Annotated in this window: 23 protein-coding genes and 1 pseudogene; 9 read left to right on the forward strand and 15 right to left on the reverse strand. The window is 34.3% G+C overall.

Annotated elements, in window-relative coordinates; translation table 11 throughout:
* Positions 1-40 precede the first annotated feature (40 nt).
* Entirely contained in the window at positions 41-1,390 is a 1,350-nt protein-coding gene (locus O5640_RS10245) for a DUF2079 domain-containing protein (RefSeq protein WP_269612371.1), read from the forward strand.
* On the opposite strand, the gene O5640_RS10870 is transcribed toward O5640_RS10245, so the two are convergent.
* Positions 1,391-1,762, reverse strand: a complete 372-nt coding sequence (locus O5640_RS10870; protein WP_420063689.1) for a GtrA family protein — start codon at positions 1,760-1,762, stop codon at positions 1,391-1,393.
* Positions 1,763-1,891: 129 nt separating this feature from the next.
* On the opposite strand from O5640_RS10870, the gene O5640_RS10250 reads away from it, so the two are divergent.
* Positions 1,892-2,035: a hypothetical protein gene (locus tag O5640_RS10250; protein WP_269612372.1), complete on the forward strand. Its 144-nt coding sequence runs from the start codon at positions 1,892-1,894 to the stop codon at positions 2,033-2,035.
* A gap of 48 nt (positions 2,036-2,083) precedes the next feature.
* Here the strand turns inward: O5640_RS10250 and O5640_RS10255 are convergent, their stop codons facing one another.
* Positions 2,084-2,329: a hypothetical protein gene (locus tag O5640_RS10255; RefSeq protein WP_269612373.1), complete on the reverse strand. Its 246-nt coding sequence runs from the start codon at positions 2,327-2,329 to the stop codon at positions 2,084-2,086.
* 102 nt (positions 2,330-2,431) lie between these two features.
* A complete protein-coding gene (gene fabG, locus O5640_RS10260; protein WP_269612374.1) occupies positions 2,432-3,184 on the reverse strand; it encodes a 3-oxoacyl-[acyl-carrier-protein] reductase in 753 nt (250 codons plus the stop codon).
* Positions 3,185-3,345: 161 nt separating this feature from the next.
* Between fabG and ispD the strand changes: the two genes are divergently transcribed.
* Positions 3,346-4,023: a 2-C-methyl-D-erythritol 4-phosphate cytidylyltransferase gene (gene ispD / locus O5640_RS10265; RefSeq protein ID WP_269612375.1), complete on the forward strand. Its 678-nt coding sequence runs from the start codon at positions 3,346-3,348 to the stop codon at positions 4,021-4,023.
* Here the strand turns inward: ispD and O5640_RS10270 are convergent.
* Complete coding sequence (locus O5640_RS10270) at positions 4,007-4,882, reverse strand: S66 peptidase family protein (protein ID WP_269612376.1); 876 nt, start codon at positions 4,880-4,882, stop codon at positions 4,007-4,009. The genes ispD and O5640_RS10270 overlap by 17 nt on opposite strands.
* Before the next feature lie 25 nt (positions 4,883-4,907).
* Entirely contained in the window at positions 4,908-5,798 is an 891-nt protein-coding gene (locus tag O5640_RS10275) for a 4-hydroxybenzoate polyprenyltransferase (protein WP_269612377.1), read from the reverse strand.
* A gap of 84 nt (positions 5,799-5,882) precedes the next feature.
* On the opposite strand from O5640_RS10275, the gene O5640_RS10280 reads away from it, so the two are divergent.
* The gene (locus tag O5640_RS10280; protein WP_269612378.1) at positions 5,883-7,517 is read left to right on the forward strand and encodes a Ppx/GppA phosphatase family protein; all 1,635 of its coding nucleotides are present in this window, start codon (positions 5,883-5,885) and stop codon (positions 7,515-7,517) included.
* Here the strand turns inward: O5640_RS10280 and O5640_RS10285 are convergent.
* The 5 genes and pseudogenes from O5640_RS10285 to petC all read right to left on the reverse strand — a co-directional run bounded on the left by O5640_RS10285 (position 7,514) and on the right by petC (position 11,311).
* Positions 7,514-8,011, reverse strand: a complete 498-nt coding sequence (locus O5640_RS10285) for a helix-turn-helix domain-containing protein (RefSeq protein ID WP_269612379.1) — start codon at positions 8,009-8,011, stop codon at positions 7,514-7,516. The genes O5640_RS10280 and O5640_RS10285 overlap by 4 nt on opposite strands.
* A gap of 117 nt (positions 8,012-8,128) precedes the next feature.
* On the reverse strand, positions 8,129-8,881 hold the full coding sequence (gene cobM, locus O5640_RS10290) for a precorrin-4 C(11)-methyltransferase (protein ID WP_269612380.1): 753 nt from the start codon (positions 8,879-8,881) through the stop codon (positions 8,129-8,131).
* A pseudogene (lgt, locus tag O5640_RS10295) lies at positions 8,878-9,788 on the reverse strand (prolipoprotein diacylglyceryl transferase). Before lgt ends, cobM begins: the two are co-directional and overlap by 4 nt.
* 13 nt (positions 9,789-9,801) lie before the next feature.
* Entirely contained in the window at positions 9,802-10,767 is a 966-nt protein-coding gene (gene petA, locus O5640_RS10300) for a cytochrome f (RefSeq protein ID WP_269612381.1), read from the reverse strand.
* A gap of 7 nt (positions 10,768-10,774) precedes the next feature.
* A complete protein-coding gene (petC, locus tag O5640_RS10305) occupies positions 10,775-11,311 on the reverse strand; it encodes a cytochrome b6-f complex iron-sulfur subunit (protein ID WP_269612383.1) in 537 nt (178 codons plus the stop codon).
* Positions 11,312-11,394: 83 nt separating this feature from the next.
* Here petC and O5640_RS10310 point away from each other — a divergent pair, with 83 nt between their 5' ends.
* Positions 11,395-11,757, forward strand: coding sequence for a DUF3067 family protein (locus tag O5640_RS10310; RefSeq protein WP_269612384.1), 363 nt, complete (start codon positions 11,395-11,397; stop codon positions 11,755-11,757).
* Here O5640_RS10310 and tatC read toward each other — a convergent pair.
* From tatC to O5640_RS10325, 3 genes are all read right to left on the reverse strand, one after another.
* Positions 11,723-12,442, reverse strand: a complete 720-nt coding sequence (gene tatC, locus O5640_RS10315; RefSeq protein WP_269612385.1) for a twin-arginine translocase subunit TatC — start codon at positions 12,440-12,442, stop codon at positions 11,723-11,725. The two genes, O5640_RS10310 and tatC, sit on opposite strands and share 35 nt — an antisense overlap.
* Positions 12,443-12,672: 230 nt before the next feature.
* Entirely contained in the window at positions 12,673-12,924 is a 252-nt protein-coding gene (locus O5640_RS10320; protein WP_011294430.1) for a hypothetical protein, read from the reverse strand.
* 41 nt (positions 12,925-12,965) lie between these two features.
* Positions 12,966-14,669 (reverse strand): Rqc2 family fibronectin-binding protein, encoded by a 1,704-nt coding sequence (locus O5640_RS10325; RefSeq protein ID WP_269612386.1) that lies wholly within the window; start codon positions 14,667-14,669, stop codon positions 12,966-12,968.
* A gap of 68 nt (positions 14,670-14,737) precedes the next feature.
* On the opposite strand from O5640_RS10325, the gene gmk reads away from it, so the two are divergent.
* Positions 14,738-15,298, forward strand: a complete 561-nt coding sequence (gmk, locus tag O5640_RS10330; RefSeq protein ID WP_269612387.1) for a guanylate kinase — start codon at positions 14,738-14,740, stop codon at positions 15,296-15,298.
* A 22-nt stretch (positions 15,299-15,320) separates the two neighbouring features.
* On the opposite strand, the gene psaJ is transcribed toward gmk, so the two are convergent.
* Both psaJ and O5640_RS10340 read right to left on the reverse strand, forming a co-directional pair.
* On the reverse strand, positions 15,321-15,458 hold the full coding sequence (psaJ, locus tag O5640_RS10335; RefSeq protein WP_269612388.1) for a photosystem I reaction center subunit IX: 138 nt from the start codon (positions 15,456-15,458) through the stop codon (positions 15,321-15,323).
* Between the two features lie 45 nt (positions 15,459-15,503).
* Complete coding sequence (locus O5640_RS10340; protein WP_269612389.1) at positions 15,504-16,061, reverse strand: Photosystem I reaction center subunit III; 558 nt, start codon at positions 16,059-16,061, stop codon at positions 15,504-15,506.
* A 73-nt stretch (positions 16,062-16,134) separates the two neighbouring features.
* On the opposite strand from O5640_RS10340, the gene tsaD reads away from it, so the two are divergent.
* The 3 genes from tsaD (at position 16,135) to O5640_RS10355 (ending at position 17,991) form a co-directional block, all read left to right on the forward strand.
* Positions 16,135-17,205 carry a tRNA (adenosine(37)-N6)-threonylcarbamoyltransferase complex transferase subunit TsaD gene (gene tsaD, locus O5640_RS10345; RefSeq protein ID WP_269612391.1) on the forward strand — a complete coding sequence of 357 codons (1,071 nt, stop codon included), beginning with the start codon at positions 16,135-16,137 and terminating at the stop codon, positions 17,203-17,205.
* 30 nt (positions 17,206-17,235) lie between these two features.
* A complete protein-coding gene (locus O5640_RS10350) occupies positions 17,236-17,418 on the forward strand; it encodes a high light inducible protein (protein ID WP_269612393.1) in 183 nt (60 codons plus the stop codon).
* A 63-nt stretch (positions 17,419-17,481) separates the two neighbouring features.
* Entirely contained in the window at positions 17,482-17,991 is a 510-nt protein-coding gene (locus tag O5640_RS10355; protein ID WP_269612394.1) for a DUF1643 domain-containing protein, read from the forward strand.
* The last annotated feature ends 46 nt before the right edge of the window (positions 17,992-18,037 follow it).

An 18,037-nucleotide genomic window follows, 5' to 3' on the forward strand; every position in this document is an offset into this window, starting at 1 on the left:
TAAAATTAGAAAAGATATTCTCTTAAAAAAAGTTCTTATAGTGGCAATTAGCTCAACATTAATTTTCTATTTACTAGCTATTTTAAAACACATATTACTTCAAAGTACAGCTTATGATTTGGGTTTGTTCGACCAATGGATTTGGCTGACTAGTAAAGGTCTTCCATCATATTCATCTATGACGGGATTACATATGCTTGCAGATCATGGTGCCTGGACACTTTATATTGCATCATTAATTTATAAAATAAAACCTGATTTAAATATATTATTTATTTCTCAATCTGCTTCTCTTTGCTTTACAATTGTTCCATTATACTTGCTTTGTAAAAGTAAAGGTTTAAATCAAAAAATTAGTTTTTTAATAGTATTATTTTGGCTTCTACAACCTGTTGTCTTTAATGTAAATCTATTTGATTTTCATCCAGAGGTATGGTCGATGCCTTTTATTGTTTTATATTATTATTTTGAAGAAAATGAAAATTTTATTAAATCAATTGCTTGCACATTTATAATTCTAGGAACAAGAGATGGATTAGTTCTTCTGATTTTCGGTTTTGGATTAGAACAACTTTTAAAGAAAAGATTTGGAAGGTTTTTGATGCTTTTTTCTATTTCAACATTATGGTTCGTATTTTTAAACAATTGGCTATATCCATTGCTTAATGATGATAAAGGTTCAGTAATGGCATTAGAAAGATATTCAAAATATGGGGATACATTTAAAGAAATATTATATACTTTGTTTTTAAAACCTAATCTTGTAATCAGTAGTATTAATTGGAGTGAATCTATATTTTATATATTGATTTTATTTCTTCCTGCATTTGTGTTTTGCAAAAGGATTTCTCTTTTTACTTTAATAAGTGGAGTTCCATTAATAATTACTAATATTCTTTCTGATAATTCGCTCCAAAGGGATTTATTGCATCAATATAGTCTACCGATTGCACTTGTTATAGTAATTTCTGTCGTAAATGGAATTAGTCAAAATAAAGGTAAGTTAGGATTCGAAAAGAAAAGATTTCTATGGATACTTTTATGTTGGTTTGCGTTAGCGAAACCTCTTTTGTTTATTGGACCTTATTTAGGTAGATTAAACTCTATAAAACCGGCTAATGAAGCATTTTCGGAAATCCCGATAGATTCAAATGTTATTACAACAAGTTATTTAGTTCCACACTTATCTCAAAGACAATTTATCAAATTGCCAACTAGCAATAATGATATAAAGTCAGATTTAGAAGTATATAATGTTTTATTGCTTAATCCATTAGATCCAGGAGTGATGTCAAATAGTTATTTGCAAAATGACTATCTTAAAATTGCTAAGGCAAATAAATGGAAATGCAAAAAATGGGAAAATAATTTAGAGCTTTGCAAAAAATAATTATTTAGCAAAGATGTATCTATTTGATAAATAATAAAAAGATAAACTATAAGTTGCCATTGATAAAATTTGTGAAATATAATAACTTACTGAAAAAATATATGTAAATACAATTAGGAAAATTAAATTTATCAAATACGAAATCAAAAAAGCACAAATAAACTTTAATATCTGTTTTCTAATTTTCTTATCTTTACTCTTAAATACAAAATTTCTATTTAAACAAAAAGAAACAGAAATCCCAAATAGAAAGCCTATTAGATTGCTTGTAATTAAGTAGAAATTAAAAATTTCTAAAAGTATAATCGAGGTCAAATATGTGGTAAGTGTATTTATAATGCCAGTCAAAATATACTTAAGGAATTTTTTCATCCAATAAAAATTCAACCGTTTCTTTTTATAATCGAATTAAGGTTTTAAATTCTCATCTTTGAATCGTAAAAGGGATCAGCTAAATCCGTCTCATCTAGAGGAGGTTGGAGTTATATAGATAATCAATCTGTGAGAACACTTCTGCAATATCTAAGAGAGGGAGTTTGTCAGAGCCAAAGATGCAACTTGGAACTTCTTTCTCATGATGGGACTGAGAAAGGTGCGCATGCTGGAGCGAAGTCTTGGGCAGAAGAGCCTTCAATGCTCACATAGGCATCTAAATAAACTCGGCATGCCACAAGCTATTTGATTTTTTAGCGATTAATTTAGTATGCATGCGACTGCCATTTCCTTCTCTCTGATTGTTTTTGCTTTTTCAAACTGTTCTTTATCAGTAATCAAACTAGCTAGATCTTCAAGAGTCATATCAAGCTCTTCTAATACATTTTTCTCAAATTTTCCTATACCTATTTCAAAAGCTCCCGTTCTTAAGTCCAATAAGATGGTGAGTCCTTTGTCTCTCCAGTCTGTTTTGCAGTCGAAAACCTCAGATAACTGACGACCCACCTAATTGGAATTTGAGTTTTAGGCATTGTGGGCAAGATTATGTAGTTTTTTCTTCAATGACCTTGTTATAACTGGCTTCTATAAAGTTAGCGAGTACGACGGTTAACTCATAACCATGCCACCATCAACTTGAAGTGTCTGACCGGTTATGTAAGCAGCCGAAGGATCTGCGGCTAAAAACCTCACTGCTCCTGCAACATCTTCAGGATTCCCGAATCTTCCAAGCGGGATAGCAGAAAGGATTGATTCAGTGTTCAGATCTTTTGTCATATCAGTTGAAATAAAACCTGGAGCAACTGCATTTACAGTTATCCCTCTGCTTGCAAATTCTTTTGCAGCACTTTGTGTAAGACCTACTACTCCTGCCTTGGCGGCAGAATAGTTTGCTTGTCCTGGATTGCCCATCAACCCAACGACCGAAGTGATGTTAATAATTCTTCCTTTTTTTTGCTTTAACATCTGCCTGGAAACGGCTCTTGTGCAATAAAAAACACCGCTCAAGTTTAGGTCTAAAACTTTCTGCCAATCGTCCGTTTTCATTCTCATTAAAAGGCCATCTTTAGTTATACCTGCGTTATTGACCAGGACATCAATTTTATTATTTTTCTCCAATACTTTTTTTATTAATTCATTTACCGAGTTTTCATCTGAAATATCAGCTTGAAGTGGATATGCCTTACCCCCTAAGGAGTTTATTTCTGAAACGACTTTATTTGCATTCTCCAAAGATGAAGAATAATTGATGATTACTTCTGCTCCTTCTTTTGCTAAAAAAATCGCAATAGCCTTACCAATCCCCCTACTGGCTCCAGTTACAATTGCAATTTGACCTTCAAGTGATTTTGATAATGTCATAATCTTATGATTTTTAAAATCGTTAAAATCCAATAACTGGTTTATTTAACTTACTATTGAGCCACTTGCTTTTTGAAAAGACTTTAAGCTAAGACACCAAAAATAGTTATTTTTACTGATCGAAATATATTGAATGAATAATCAATGGAGAGGGACCAGTTGTGCATTTGTTAATTGCGGCGGCGGGAAGTGGAAGTCGAATGGGTGCTGATAAAAATAAGCTTCTTTTGAAAGTTGCAGGTAAAACGATTTTAGAGTGGACTTTGAAAGCAGCTTTCGACGCTAAAACAATTTCTTGGATTGGAATTATTGGACAACCCAAAGACAAAAATTCTATTTGTTCAATTCTTGATAACTCAGTTAAGTCAGTTCAATGGATCAATGGAGGATCTACAAGACAGCAGTCAGTTCAACTGGGCTTGGCTGCCCTTCCATCTGAGGCTAAGTCTGTGCTGATTCATGATGGAGCAAGATGCTTGGTGAGATCATTCGTTTTTGATGAAATCTCAAAGATTGTTTCCACGGGACAATCTGTTATTGCTGCTTCACAAGTAACTGACACGATAAAAAAGGTTGATAAAGATGGTGAGATTATTGAGAGCCCTCCTCGCTCAGATTTATGGGCAGCCCAGACACCTCAGGGCTTTCCAGTAAACAAACTGAAGCATGCTCACAGTGAAGCAATCGCTAAAGGATGGAGTGTCACCGATGATGCATCCTTATTTGAACGTTTGGGATTACCAGTAAAAATTTATGATGCAGGGCCTTCAAATATTAAAGTTACAACCCCATTTGATCTCGTAATTGCAGAGTCTTTATTGTCTACTTTAAAAGACTAAGACTCCCTTTGTCGCCATTTAAGATTGCTTGACTACCTAGTGGAAGTGAGGCATTCCCACAACAATGTCCAATGGGCAAATTTGAAACAATTGGGATTTTGAGATCTTGTGTTCGATTTTTGAAAATATCAAGAAGCCTAAACGTCTTTGTTTCGTCGACGTCCTTCTCATCTTCACAATATTTAAATGATCCAAAACCTATGCCAGATAGCTGTTGTAGAACTCCAGCTAATCTTAAGTGAGTTAGCATCCTGTCAATTCTGTAGGGGGCTTCTCCAATATCTTCTATGATTAAAATTGATTCTTTGAAAGTTGGTAGATGTTCAGTCCCAATTAAGTGAGTCATGACAGTAAGGTTCCCAACTATTAGAGGCCCCTTTGCGAGCCCACCTCCCCATGGGTCTCCATAAATATCTGGTACACAATTGCCAAACAAAATTGATTTAAGCCTGTCTTTACTCCATTCGGGTTCGGACCCCAAAGTTGTAATTAGAGGCCCATGAACTCCTCCTTGAAATCCACCTGCTAGCCGTGCAAGAAGTATAGAAGTCAAATCAGAAAAACCAATCATCCAACCTTCTTTCCATGGTTGACTTTTCTCTAGTAATCTTGCTGATCCCCAGCCACCTCTAGCAAAAGTCAATAGAGGGTAATAACTGTTTGGGTGTAATTCGTTGAACCTAACTTCATCATTACCTGCTAAATAACCCCATGACCTATCTATAGTATCCATTTGGTTGCATGTTAACCCCCACTCCTCAAGTACTTTTATCCCAGCTTGAAGATCCTCTTTTTTGTTTATAGGGGAACTTGCAGCAACTATGTGGAAAAGATCACCTTTTTTTAGCGGCTCAGTCATTTGCAAATTTTGCTAAAAACATTGATTAAATAAGCTTGCTTAACACCATGCCAAGAAGCAATAAACTTCCAATTCGCACCTGATTGCTGAAATGCAATCCTGAAGTCTTAATACCTTGTGATCTTGAATTTAATAAGAGAACTTCTCTTTGCATTCCTAGAGTAGATACCAACCAAAAAGGCCAATATATTAATCCTAAATTTGCTTTGAAAGCAGCAAGAGCTAGAAATAAACAGGTAAAAAAGTAGCAAAAAGAAACTATTTGCGTTGATTTTTTTCCAAGACTGATTGCACTGCTATTTAGACCAATTACTTTGTCGTCAATCTCATCTGCCATTGCATAAACAGTATCAAAGCCAAAAGTCCAAAATATTGTTGCAAGCCAACAAAATAGCAATGTTCCCCCTCCTTCCAATGAAGATTCGCTCGCTGCCCAAGGAATTAGAACTGAAAAACCCCAGCAAATAGAAAGAATAAGTTGAGGAAATTTAAACCATCTTTTGGCTGATGGATATAAAAGAATAAAAGGTAACGATAAGGTCGCAAGTAAAAGGCATAAATTTCTACTCTCTGTTGGTATTGCAAGAACTATGAAAAGACTAAAAAATAACATTAAAATTAGTAGTATCCATGCAGTCTTAAGAGATACGTTGCCATTGGCCAATGGTCTTTCTTTTGTTCTTAGTACTTTCTTGTCAAACTTCCTATCCCAAATATCATTAGCTATACATCCGGCACCGCTTACAAATAATCCACCTAAAATTATTATTCCAAAAACGAATAGAGAGGGAGGGGCTGAAGGAGTTAACCAAAGAGACCAGCCAGCGGGAATGAGAAGTATCAATCTTCCACTAGGTTTGTTCCATCTAAGAAGTTGAAAATAATATCCCATTTTTTTTGTAAATAGATTATTCACGAAAATTCAAATTGATAATGATTTATAAGGTCTTCTCAATGTGGTGCTGAAGGTGTCAGAGTATTGAGGTTAAACCTACTAATTATGTTAGGTGACTCAATAAACAATTTCTCTGAAAGGAATTCTATTGAATTGGATCTTGGAGAAAAGCAAGATGCTGAATTATGTCGTGTGGCAACAATTGATATTGGCACCAACTCAACTCATCTGTTAATTGCAAAAATTGAGCGAAAATTAAACACTTTTAGTATTGAACTTGCAGAGAAATCTACAACACGACTAGGAGAAAGAGATACTCAGACGGGAGAACTTACTTCCCTTGCAATGAATAGGGCTTTTTCAACATTAAAGAGGTTTAAGGATTTATCTGAAAGTTATAAAGTTGAGAGTCTTATTATTGCTGCTACAAGTGCGGTTAGAGAAGCACCAAATGGGCAAACCTTTATTGCTGAAATAAAAAAGAAGATAGGCTTAGATGTTGAATTAATAAGCGGAGCAGAAGAAGCAAGATTGATTTATCTTGGTGTACTTTCAGGAATGCAATTTGGAAATAAACCTCATCTAGTTCTTGATATTGGAGGAGGATCGACAGAATTAATTCTTGCTGATAGCTCTGAGGCACGAGCATTAACAAGTACAAAGATTGGAGCAGTAAGATTACAAAGAGAATTTATTAAAAAAGAGCCAATATCTTCTCAAAATGAATTGTTTTTAAGGTCATTTATTCGAGGCTCTATGGAGTCTGCAATTGATAAAGTATCTAAGAGAATTGAAGTAGGAGAAATTCCAGTTTTAGTAGCAACTAGTGGAACTGCCATGGCTATTGGGTCGTTAATATCTTATAAAGAAAATCATATGCAAGTAAAATTACAAGGATATAAAATAAAAAAAAATAATTTGGATATAATTGTTAATGAGTTAATTAAAATGACACCTTCTGAACGGAGTCAATTATCCTCATTAAGTGAAAGAAGATCTGAGATTATTGTTCCAGGTGCTTTGATTTTGCAAACCATCATGACTATGGTTGATGCTAATGAAATTATTTTAAGTGAAAGAGCTCTTCGCGAAGGATTAGTTGTTGATTGGATGTGTCGAAATAATTATTTAAAAGATCAGTTGAGCTTTCAAGGGTCAATTAGAGAAAGAACAGTTATTCATCAAGCGAAAAGATTTGGTGTTAATTCAAAACGATCAAAAAGTGTATCAGAATTTGCCCTTACTTTTTATGATCAGACTAAAGGGGTTTTGCATAATGATAATGGTGAAGGTAGAGATCTTTTGTGGGCAGCAGCTAAGCTTCACTCATGCGGTAAACATATTAATATAACTGCCTATCACAAACACTCGTGGTATTTAATCAAAAATGGAGAGCTATTAGGTTATTCCCAAATTGAGCATTTAATGGTTGCTGCTATCGCAAGATACCACAGGAAAAGTTTTCCAAAAAAAAGACATGAATCTTGGCAATTATTGATTGATGAAAGTCAAAGAAGTTTAGTAGCTGATATGTCTTTACTTCTTCGACTTTCATGCGCTTTGGATAGAAGACCAGAACCTTTGGTATCCAAATTAGTTATTGAAGCTAATAATAAAAAAGTTAATATAGAGCTAATTCCTAATGACTTAGGCCAAAATTTAGATCTTGAGAAATGGAGTTTGAATAGGGCGATTTTACTAATTAAGAAGATAAAGGATGTTGATATAAATATTCTTTAAGAAGATTTATTTTTGTCTAGTAAAATAATATCATTTGGCTTTGGATTGATCGAATCATTTTGTTCTTTTTGAATATATTTTAATAGCATGATTGAACTAGATAATCCTAAAATACCCGATAAAATTACAATGATAAATGGATTAAAATGTTTAATCTTTTTGGTATTTTTTTTATAAATTACATGGTTAGATTTTGGCTCATTGTTTTTCTTTTCATTAAGTTCTTCAAGAATAAAACTTGTATCTAAGTTTAATTTTTCGGCTATTCTTCGAACCATTGCTCTAATAAAAACTTTTTCAGGAAGTGCACCTTCATCCCCTGATTCAAGTGCAATCAATTGTTCTTTCCCGATTCTGAGTGAGGAAGAAAGATCCTCTACTGAAAGATTTCTACTTTGTCGGGCTTCCCTGAGAAACTCCCCAACAGTTCGTAATGCGGATTTTTTATTTGCGATATAAGAGCTACCGCTTTTTCTTTCTTCACTTTTTTCCAATTAAAAACCTTTTGGGTATTAATATTATTCTAAAGGCTCTGTAAAGTCGTTTGTCTCTAAAAGATAATTTATCTATGACTCTAATAATTAATAAAATATATTCCTTAGTTTTTCTCTTTAATTCGACCTAAATAAATGTGAATGAGAAGGATTATAAAGCTTTGATCTATTATTCCCGAGCTTTAACGTTGGACTGATTATGTATAAAGTTGTTCTGATTAAATTTTGTTCTTGAGATGTTTTTGCCATCTCACTCAAAGGTATGACTTTTATCCATTCGTCTGGCCAAGTCACTCTATATGCAATTGCTACAGGGGTATTAGCCGGATAATATTTTATAAGTATGGATTGCACTTCTTCCACATGTCTTGCACTTAGGTAGAGACATAAAGAAGATTGAATAGATGCTAGCTTTTGAAGACTTTCCTTCTCTGGTTTTCCTGTCCTACCATCAGCTCTGCTAAGTATTATTGTTTGGGTTAAATCTGGAATTGTTAGTTCGAACCCTAAAGTTGCGGCTGTAGCTTGAAAGGCACTTACTCCAGGAACAACTTCTACCTCAATTCCTACATCATTTAATCTACATATTTGTTCTGATATTGCTCCATATAAGCAAGGGTCACCATCATGGAGACGAACTATCTTTTTACCTTCCTTATGCTTTTTAATTAATATTAAAAGAATTTCTTCTAGAGTTAGTGAACTTGTCTTTATCTTTTCACAATCATCTTTAACAAGTTTTGTTATTTGTATAGGTATAAGAGAGTCTGTCCAAACAAGAACATCAGCTTTTTTCAGTCTTTGTTGAGCTCTTATAGTAATTAAATCTAAAGCGCCGGGACCTGCTCCGACAATTGAAATAGGGCTCATTGATTTCTCCCATTAGTTAAGGAAGGATCGGGGAGTGCTTTCTTAGAAATATAAATTCTCCATAGTCCTAATAAACCTGCACTAATTAAAAATAAACTAATTAATTGTGCCATTCGTAGTCCCCCTTCGCAAAAAGGTGGAAAACCACCCAAACATAGAGGATCAATTCTTAAGGCTTCTATCCACAACCTGCCTAAGCTGTAAGTGATTAAATATAAGCAACTTAAACTACCAGGCGGTAGAGTTAGTTCTCCTTTATGTGCCTTCTTAAAAGAAAAATCAGAATGCCAAAAACAAAAATATTCCATAGTGATTCATAAAGAAAAGTAGGGTGAAAATATTCTTGCGTAGAGAATATTTCTGGCCTAAATCTATAAGGTATGAATAATTTCCAGGGTAAATTTGTAGGTATCCCAAAAGCTTCATTATTAAAAAAATTTCCCCATCTACCTATTGCTTGGCCTAATGCAACCGAGGGGACCAAGACATCAACAACATCCCAGAAAGGTTCTTTTCTCCATCGGCAAAAAAATATGATAGAAAATGTACCCATTATCAATGCCCCATGAATTGCAATTCCTCCTCCCCAAATTTCTATCACACTGGGAATAGGAATATTTAAGTTCAGGAAATTAATAGAACTCCAGAAGTTTTTGCCAATGTAATTTCTCCATTCAAATGCAACATAATAAATTCTTGCTCCAAACACAGATGCCAAAATTAAAATAGGAAGTAAATCGTTTATAAGGCTTCTTTTGACCCCTTTTTCTGAGGCCAACTTGCCTGATAAGTTTAGACCTAATAAGACTGAAATAGCTATTAGCAATCCATACCATCTTAATGAAAAAGGCCCCAGTTGAAACAACTCAGGGCCTGGTGATCTAAGCGCTAAAAAAATATTGTCCATCAACTATTTGAATTTATATTCCTTCAGCAGCTTGAACCTTTTCAACTTGTTTCTTTTTGAGAACGAGCATTATTTGTGATAAACCTACCCCTATAAAGAAAATTATCATTCCAATAACTCTTGCTTTGCTTTGCAAAACTATTTCTTTGTCAAGTTGACCAAAGCCTCCAACATTAGGGTCTTCAGTTAATTTTGCACCTTTCTCAATAGTATCTCCTTCTTTTATTAATAATGAAGTACCAGCCGGAAGATTTTCAGTAAAACTTTCCCCTTCTTCATTATTTAAATTAATTATTTTTGTTCCATCATCGTTGGTTTCTATTGAAGTGATTGTCCCAGAATTCGTTGCTGTAAATAAATTGTTATTGCTCTTCTCACCAGTTGGATAAACCTGTCCTCTTCCCCTATTGCCACCTATGTGAATTGAATACTTTCCAAAATTATAATTTTTGTCTTTTCTGGGATCAGGTGATAATACAGGGAATACAATCTCTCTGTTTTGATCACCAGGTAAAGGGCCTACTAAAATAATATTTTCTTGTTCCTCGCTGTATTGAGTGAAGTAAACACCTTGTGTCTCTTCCTTTATTTCATCAGTCCATCTTTCTTGAGGGGCAAGCTTAAATCCATCTGGAAGCATTACAACAGCTCCAACTTGGAGAGGAACTTTACTCCCATCCGCTCCTATCTCTTGTAGATCTTTTTTATAGGGTATTTCTACGACTGTTTTGAAAACACTATCAGCAGCTACTGCCTGAGGTACCTCAGCTCTTGTTGGCATACTTGCTACATGGCAATTAGCACAAACAATTTTCCCTGTTGCCTCTCTCGGATTTTCAAATTTTTGTTGCGCCCAAAATGGGTATGCCCAAGTTGGTTGAGGAATTATAAATATTGAAAATCCAATAAAAATTGAGAAGAGAAAAAGTTTTAGTGAACGACTCATGGTTTTAGAAATTGTATTAAAGTTTTTGTTCATTTATTTATCATCCCCACCAAGGATTAGTACCAGTTCGAAAATCAGTTTCTGTCCACTGACTTACTAGAACTTGATCATCCTCCACGGAGACATGAGCTATCGCTAGAGATAGAGGAGCAGGACCTCTGACTACTTTTCCTGTGGAATCATATTGACTTCCATGACATGGACACATGTATTTGTTTGCTCCGCTATTCCATGGCACTACACAACCAAGGTGAGTGCAAATCGCATTTATTCCGTAACTAGTAATTGCATCTTCCCCTTCAACTATTAGGTAGGTTGGATCACCTTTGAGACCTTGGACCAAACTTCTATCTCCAACTGGATGGGTTGATAACCAACCACTTGCACTTACATTGTTTCCTAACTCATCTTTTGCATTTGTTCCACCACCACCACCACCGGCCCTATATGGAGTGAAGTATTGGGCTACTGGATATAACGCTCCTAAAGCAACTCCTGTAACAGTTCCAAAAGTAAGCAGATTCATGAACTGCCTTCTACCCATTGAGGGCACATCTGCAGTTGTCATTTGTGTCATTACAGACGTTCACCTATAGATAGATATTAGACCAGAATGGACACATAAAGGGTTATTAATCTCTGCCAAGACTAGGTTTTGAAATGAGTTCTGAATTTAATTCGTCAAATTCTGGTCGTTATTCTTCTTCAATCCCATTGAAAGCAGAAGAAGTAATGGAGTGCTTAAGAAGGCGCTGGGGCGTAACATATGATTTGCGATTGTTAATAAAAAGAGACCGGATCTATTTGCAAATGATGTGGGGATTTTTAGAACAACAGTCTTTTCCTATGGATGAAGAGACCTTTAAAGAAAATTTAAATCGAACCTTAGAAATAATTAACCGTTCCGGCTACTCACATTTTGTTAGAAATTGGCTGGAAAATGTCCAGGCCAAACCAAGATTAGGCAAAGCAATTACATTAGCTTTACCTATGGATCAAAGGATGGACGAATTTGTCCTTTGAGATTTGTTGTTAAGGCCACTAAACCAATTCCCACAAAAAATAAAAAAGTTATCGATGTTGACAAAAGAAGCATCGTTATCGGATCAGTTGATGGAGTTAAAACAGCACCTGCAATGGCTGAGGCCATAACTACTAATCTCCATGCAGATAACATCTTTTGCCAAGAAATTATTTCAAAGAAACCTAAAATCAATTGAAGTATTGGTAATTGGAAGGCTAAACCAGTCGAAAGCATAAGTAGAAGGACAAAATCTAAATATTTTTCTATTGACCATAGTGGCTCAACAACATCGGCTCCATAATTTATTAGAAATCCTAAGGCTGCAGGTATCAAAGCCTTCCAGGCAAAGAAAATTCCTAAAAAAAATAAAATTGCTGAACCTGCAACTGATGGTGCTATCAAAAGCTTCTCTTTTTTAGTTAGACCTGGAAGGATGAACCTTAAAAATTGGTAAAGTATGAAAGGAAGAGAGAGAGTAAGTCCTCCGTAACCTGCAACTTTTATTGAAGTAAATAAAAATTCACCAGGTGCTACTTGTAAAAATTGTATTTTTCCTGCTGGCATCTCTAATGCTTGTACAAGCTTTCTAACAAATAACAAGCAAAAACCTGATAAAAGAAGAACTGCAATCAGACTTTTTAGGATCCTTTGTCGAAGTTCTTCAAGATGATCAACTAAAGGCATTTCATTAGATTGAGATGCCTTATATGAATTAGCTTTTCCGTTAACCCTTATAGGAGGAGGAGCTTTTAAAATATTTTCGTTTTTGTTGGAGCTATTCAGGTTGATTTAGCTTAATGGTCTTATTTTAGTAGGAAATTGAGTTTGTAAGTAGTAACTAAGGAATTTTGATAGCTATTTTAGAAGATCTAAATTTATAAATTCTTGTTAATTCGCTTTATAGATAGTTTTTTTTACTTGTTTTTTGTTGGGTCAGGCAAAATAAAAGGAGGGCAATCATTTAGTGAAGATTCTCCATAACTAGCATATTCTTTATATCCACCCATTTTTCCGTTTGTTTTCATTAAAGCGCTTGTAAATGCTAATAAAAGAAAGACTGTTGGAGCACCAATAATTAAAGCAGCACCAAATAAATATCCAATTAAAAACTCTGGGAAAGTGTGATTACCAAGAAACTCATGCGTGCCTAGCAAAAAGTCAATCATTTTAAACTGGTCTAATGAAGCTGATATTAAGTCATTGAAGTTCAATTATGGGGGAAATATTTCGCGGCTCTCTCAGCTTTTCCCCAAAGAACCTTCCCACCCCTATGCCTAACAGTTCCAGGCAAGGATCCTGATATCCTTTGCAGATTCTCAATTGGAACCATAATTATTGGTGTAAGTTTGTTACCTCTAGCACGGCTAAAGAAAGAAGCAATATCAGCAGCTAGTTCAATATCTTTGTCATCAAAAAGTCCATTGGACGATTTAAGTACAACATGGCTTCCAGGTGTTTCTTGAGCATGAAACCAAAGATCTCCTTTTTTACCTTTCCTTAGACTAATAAATTCGTTTTGCCTGTTATTAGAACCTATTTGAATCTTTAGTCCGCTAGGACTTTGTATCTCTTTTATAATCGAGGAGTCTTCCTTCTTTCTATTTGATTTAAACTTGGGTGAGTTCTTTTTAATACAAATATATTCTTCTACTTCTTCTTTAAGTTCAATAATTGAATCTAGTTTGTTTTCATTAGCCTCATTAACCCCATACATTAATGAATCAAGAAATAACTCACAATTTTCAATTTCTGATATTTTCTTCTTGTAAAACTTGACTCTATTTAGAATTGATTCTCGAGATCTTTTTTTTCTTTTTGCTTCTTTAAAGAGTCTTTGAGCCTCAATTATTTGTTTCTTGGTGGGAGATTGTAAAGTGAGAAGATTGTTAGCTTTTTTTTGCATCGTTAGATATTCAGAAATACTTTGAATTAGTAATTCCTGTTCCTCTAGTTTTCTCATTTCATGATCTTTTGAATTCCCTAGATCTTGTTTCAATTTTTCTCTAATAGAATTAATTTTCCTTTCTACAATTTTATTTGAATAATAGATGCTAAGGCTATTTCCTATTTTAGGATTGTTAGCTTTTGATTTTCTTTGACCCCATACTTTAAAATCTGTTGGTCCTTCGAAACTAATAGTGTAGTTGTTATTCTTTAAATCTAATAACCACTCTTTCCATTTTTTATATATTGCTTCCCATGTATCTAATTCAATACTTTTTACTGATTGATTTATTATATTAATTGCATCTTTATAATCATTGCTCGCAATCTGTAATGTTAGAGCAGGACTTATTCCTTGGTAGGTATTTTTGAGGCTATTCTTAAATGATGAAGGAACTAAGCATATATTCTCTTTCCATGAATTGAATGATTCAAAGTAATCAGGAACTAGACCTTTAAGAGGTGGAGGAGATGTATATATATCTCCTGTTCCTATTGGCCTTAATCTTGATTGACTGTTCTTTATTTGTTTCCCAAGAGTAATTATTTTGCCTGTTCTGTTTATAAGTAAAATATTACTATGTCTGCCCATCAATTCGACTATCAATTCTTTCTCTATTTCTTTTCCAGGTCTACTAGATAATTTAAACCTTACTATTCTTTCAAAACCAGTTTGTGCAATTTCTACCAAAGCTAAATTGATCAATAGATTTTTTAATTGTTTCGCTAATGTACTTTTTTCACCATATCTTTTTGGAGGTGGTATGGATACAATTCTTGGAGTTTCAGCAAGCCAGCTTATTTCTATCCATTTAAGTTTTTCCAAGGTTCTAAAACCTAATTGAATTGTATGTGAATCAATTTGCTGTGCATTCTCAAATCGACTTGGAACTATTTCTTGGTTAAGTTCAAATACAACCGCTTTAAGGGTTGTTAAGTCCATTATTTGAATCGGAACTTTGTTCATCTATCATCCTTTTAACTTCAAAAATGATGTAATTAACCTTTGGTAGGTAAATTAGAGAGGATTCAGTCATGTCATCTTTAGGAAATCTTACTGTTCTTACTGGCCCAAGCGGGGTTGGTAAAGGGACAATTGTTAGGAAAATCCTTGATAGTCATAGTGATGTATGGCTTTCTATTTCTGCTACTACTCGCCAGCCAAGATTTGGAGAAATTGATGGAGAGCATTATTTTTTCTTAGAAAAGAAAAATTTTCAGGAAATAATTGATAAAGAAGGTTTTCTTGAGTGGGCTTCATTTTCTAATAATTTTTATGGAACTCCAAAAAAAATAGTTAAAGAAAAAATAGAAAAAGGGACTAATGTTCTTCTTGAAATTGAATTAGAAGGTGCTCGACAGATCCGAAAGTCTTTTCCTCAAGCATTACAAATATTTTTAGCACCGCCAAATTTATCGGAACTTGAAAAAAGGATTAGAGGTAGAGGAACTGAGACTGAAGAAGCTATTAAAGATCGTTTGGAAATAGCGAATAAGGAACTTATTGCGAAAAAGGAGTTTGACGCTGTGGTTATTAATGAAGATATAGAAAAAGCCTTCAAGGAAATTGAAGGCTTAATGGGATTGAAAACTTAAATTTAATCAATAATTTATATTTTTAAAAAGACATTGGGTGGAAAAGCAAGTCAGGAACAAATCTATTGAATTCAACAATAATACCAGCTGTTAAGGTGATCCAGATCGCTGCTACTACTGGCGCTGATCTAAACCATTTGGTACGAAATAATTGAAACATGATTGAGAAAAGTTAAGTGATTTGTTTAATTAGATAAAAAATTTCTTAGCCTCTTGGACCATTAAGAGAAACATTATTGTCTTTTTCCCTGAGTTCACCATTCTTTCCTTCTCTGTTTGCTTGTAGAGGCCAAGCTGCTCCTCTTTTTAAGCATTGCCAAGCAAGATTAGTATCAATAATGATTTCATATTCTGCAGCGTTCTTTTTCCCTCTAACAGCTCTTACATATTCCCTTCCTGACCAACCAATAATACCGGCAATATATATAAACATTACTCCAGGAATAAGTAGATCTCCTTCATGACCTCGGTTGATCCATGCACCCCAAGGCTCAATAGGGGGACCAATTATTAAATGAGGAAGCCCATCATCTCCACATAAGGCTTTGCTATATCTTTCAAATCTTTTTATGGCCTGGTCTGTGGAGGCGGCGCTAGCTCTTTCTTGGAAACGGGGATTATCAGCGCAAGAAACCAATGCGGAAGCAGTGAAATCTGTAGGAGCTCTATCAGCATTTAATGCTGGGCCTGGTCTTGCATTGGCTATTGGAGCTATTCCTAAGAAAAGAAATGCTGAAAGTAGAAGTGATAAAAGACGACGCATGAGTTCTGATTTTTATCTGTTGCCCTGTTTTAATAGGATTTCAATACTAAACTTAGTTGATCACTAGCTATAAATGTCAATAATTTTATCCCTCGAAACAAGTTGTGACGAGTCTGCAGCGGCTTTGGTTTCTGATGAAAAAGGAAAAATTGATTTGATAGCTAATGAAATAGCTTCACAAATTAAAGAACACGCTAATTGGGGTGGCGTTGTTCCGGAAATTGCGTCGAGAAGACATTTGGAAAATCTTCCATTCCTAATTGAAGAGGTTTTTGCAAAATCAAAAATACAGATCAAAGACATAGATGCAGTAGCCGCAACTGTCACTCCAGGATTAGCAGGTTCACTTTTGGTCGGATCAATGACTGCAAGAACTTTAGCAAATTTGCATCAAATTCCATTTTTAGGAATTCATCATTTGGAGGGACATCTTTCATCAATATATTTGTCAGAAAACCATCCCAAGCCTCCTTTTTTAGTCTTATTGGTTAGTGGAGGTCATACTGAATTGATAAAAGTAGATATTCATCATAAGTATCAACGTCTTGGCAGAAGTCATGATGATGCGGCAGGAGAAGCTTTTGATAAGGTCGCAAGATTGCTTGGACTTTCATATCCAGGAGGGCCTGCAATTCAAAGAATTGCTAAATCTGGAGATCCTAAAAAATTTTTATTCCCAAAAGGGAGAGTCTCCAAACCTGAAGGTGGCTTTTATCCATATGACTTTTCTTTTAGTGGCTTAAAAACCGCTGTATTTCGCCAGATAGAAAAAATCAGGTCAGAAAATAAAAAATTACCAATAGAAGATATTGCGGCAAGTTTTGAAAATGTAGTAGCTGAAGTCTTAGTTGAGAGGAGCTTTCGATGTGCTCTTGATCAAGGATTAAACTCTATTGTCTTAGTGGGTGGAGTTGCAGCAAATGTACGATTAAGGGAAATGATGCTTGAGAAAGCATCTGAGAAATCAATTAATATTGCTCTTGCACCAATGGAATTTTGTACTGATAATGCGGCAATGATTGGGGCGGCAGCTTTGTTAAGATTATCATCAAATAATTACCAAAGTTCAATGGAACTTGGTGTTTCCGCTCGTTGGCCTTTAGAAAAATCTGATTTACTTTATGATTCCAATCCTCCTTTTTAATCAATATTTTTAATCTTTTAATTTTTTATTATGTCTTTAAATGAAGTAAATGATAATAATAAATCCACTAGGATTGCAAGCTCAAGTGAACTTAATTCATGGAAAAGGGGATTCACTCCTCAAGCTGAGATATGGAATGGCCGGATGGCCATTGCAGGGTTAGTTATATTACTAACGATTCTTTTATTCTCAAATTTAATTTTTTCTGGCTAAAAAAAATTATTAGTTTTAAAATAATATTTATAATATTTAGTTTTTTTTAGGTTGTCATTTTGCTTGTTTAGTCAATGCAGGTCTTATAGATGGATTCTAAAAAGAGAGTTATTAATTGGTAAAAAGTCGGTAGTTTTTATTGGCTTGAATCCTTCAAAAGGTAATTCATTCCATAACGATAGGACTCTCATAAGGATAATTAATTTTTGTTCTAGATGGAATTATAAAAATATATATATAATAAATCTCTTTGGTTTGATTTCCAAGTCTCCTATTCATCTATCAAAAAGCAATGATCCTATAGGGGTAAATAATGATTTAATTACTTTGAAATCATTAGAATTCTGGAGAGGAAATACAAATTGCGACTTGTGGTTAGGATGGGGTGATAAAGGTCAAATAAATGGACGTGATCGAAAAGTTTTAAAATTAATTAAAAACTTTTCAAATTTGAAATCAAACGAAAATAATGAGTCCAAACGCGTTTTAAGTCTTGGCCTTAGTAAAAAAGGGAACCCTCTCCACCCTCTCTATATGCCTAATCAATCTTTCTTAAGAATATTTGATCTTTGATTTTTAAATTTCTCTTGACATTTATGTTCTTAATAAGAATGTATAA

The sequence above is a fragment of the Prochlorococcus marinus str. MIT 0912 genome, from assembly GCF_027359595.1.
In the GTDB taxonomy this organism is placed as follows: Bacteria; Cyanobacteriota; Cyanobacteriia; order PCC-6307; family Cyanobiaceae; genus Prochlorococcus_B; species Prochlorococcus_B marinus_C.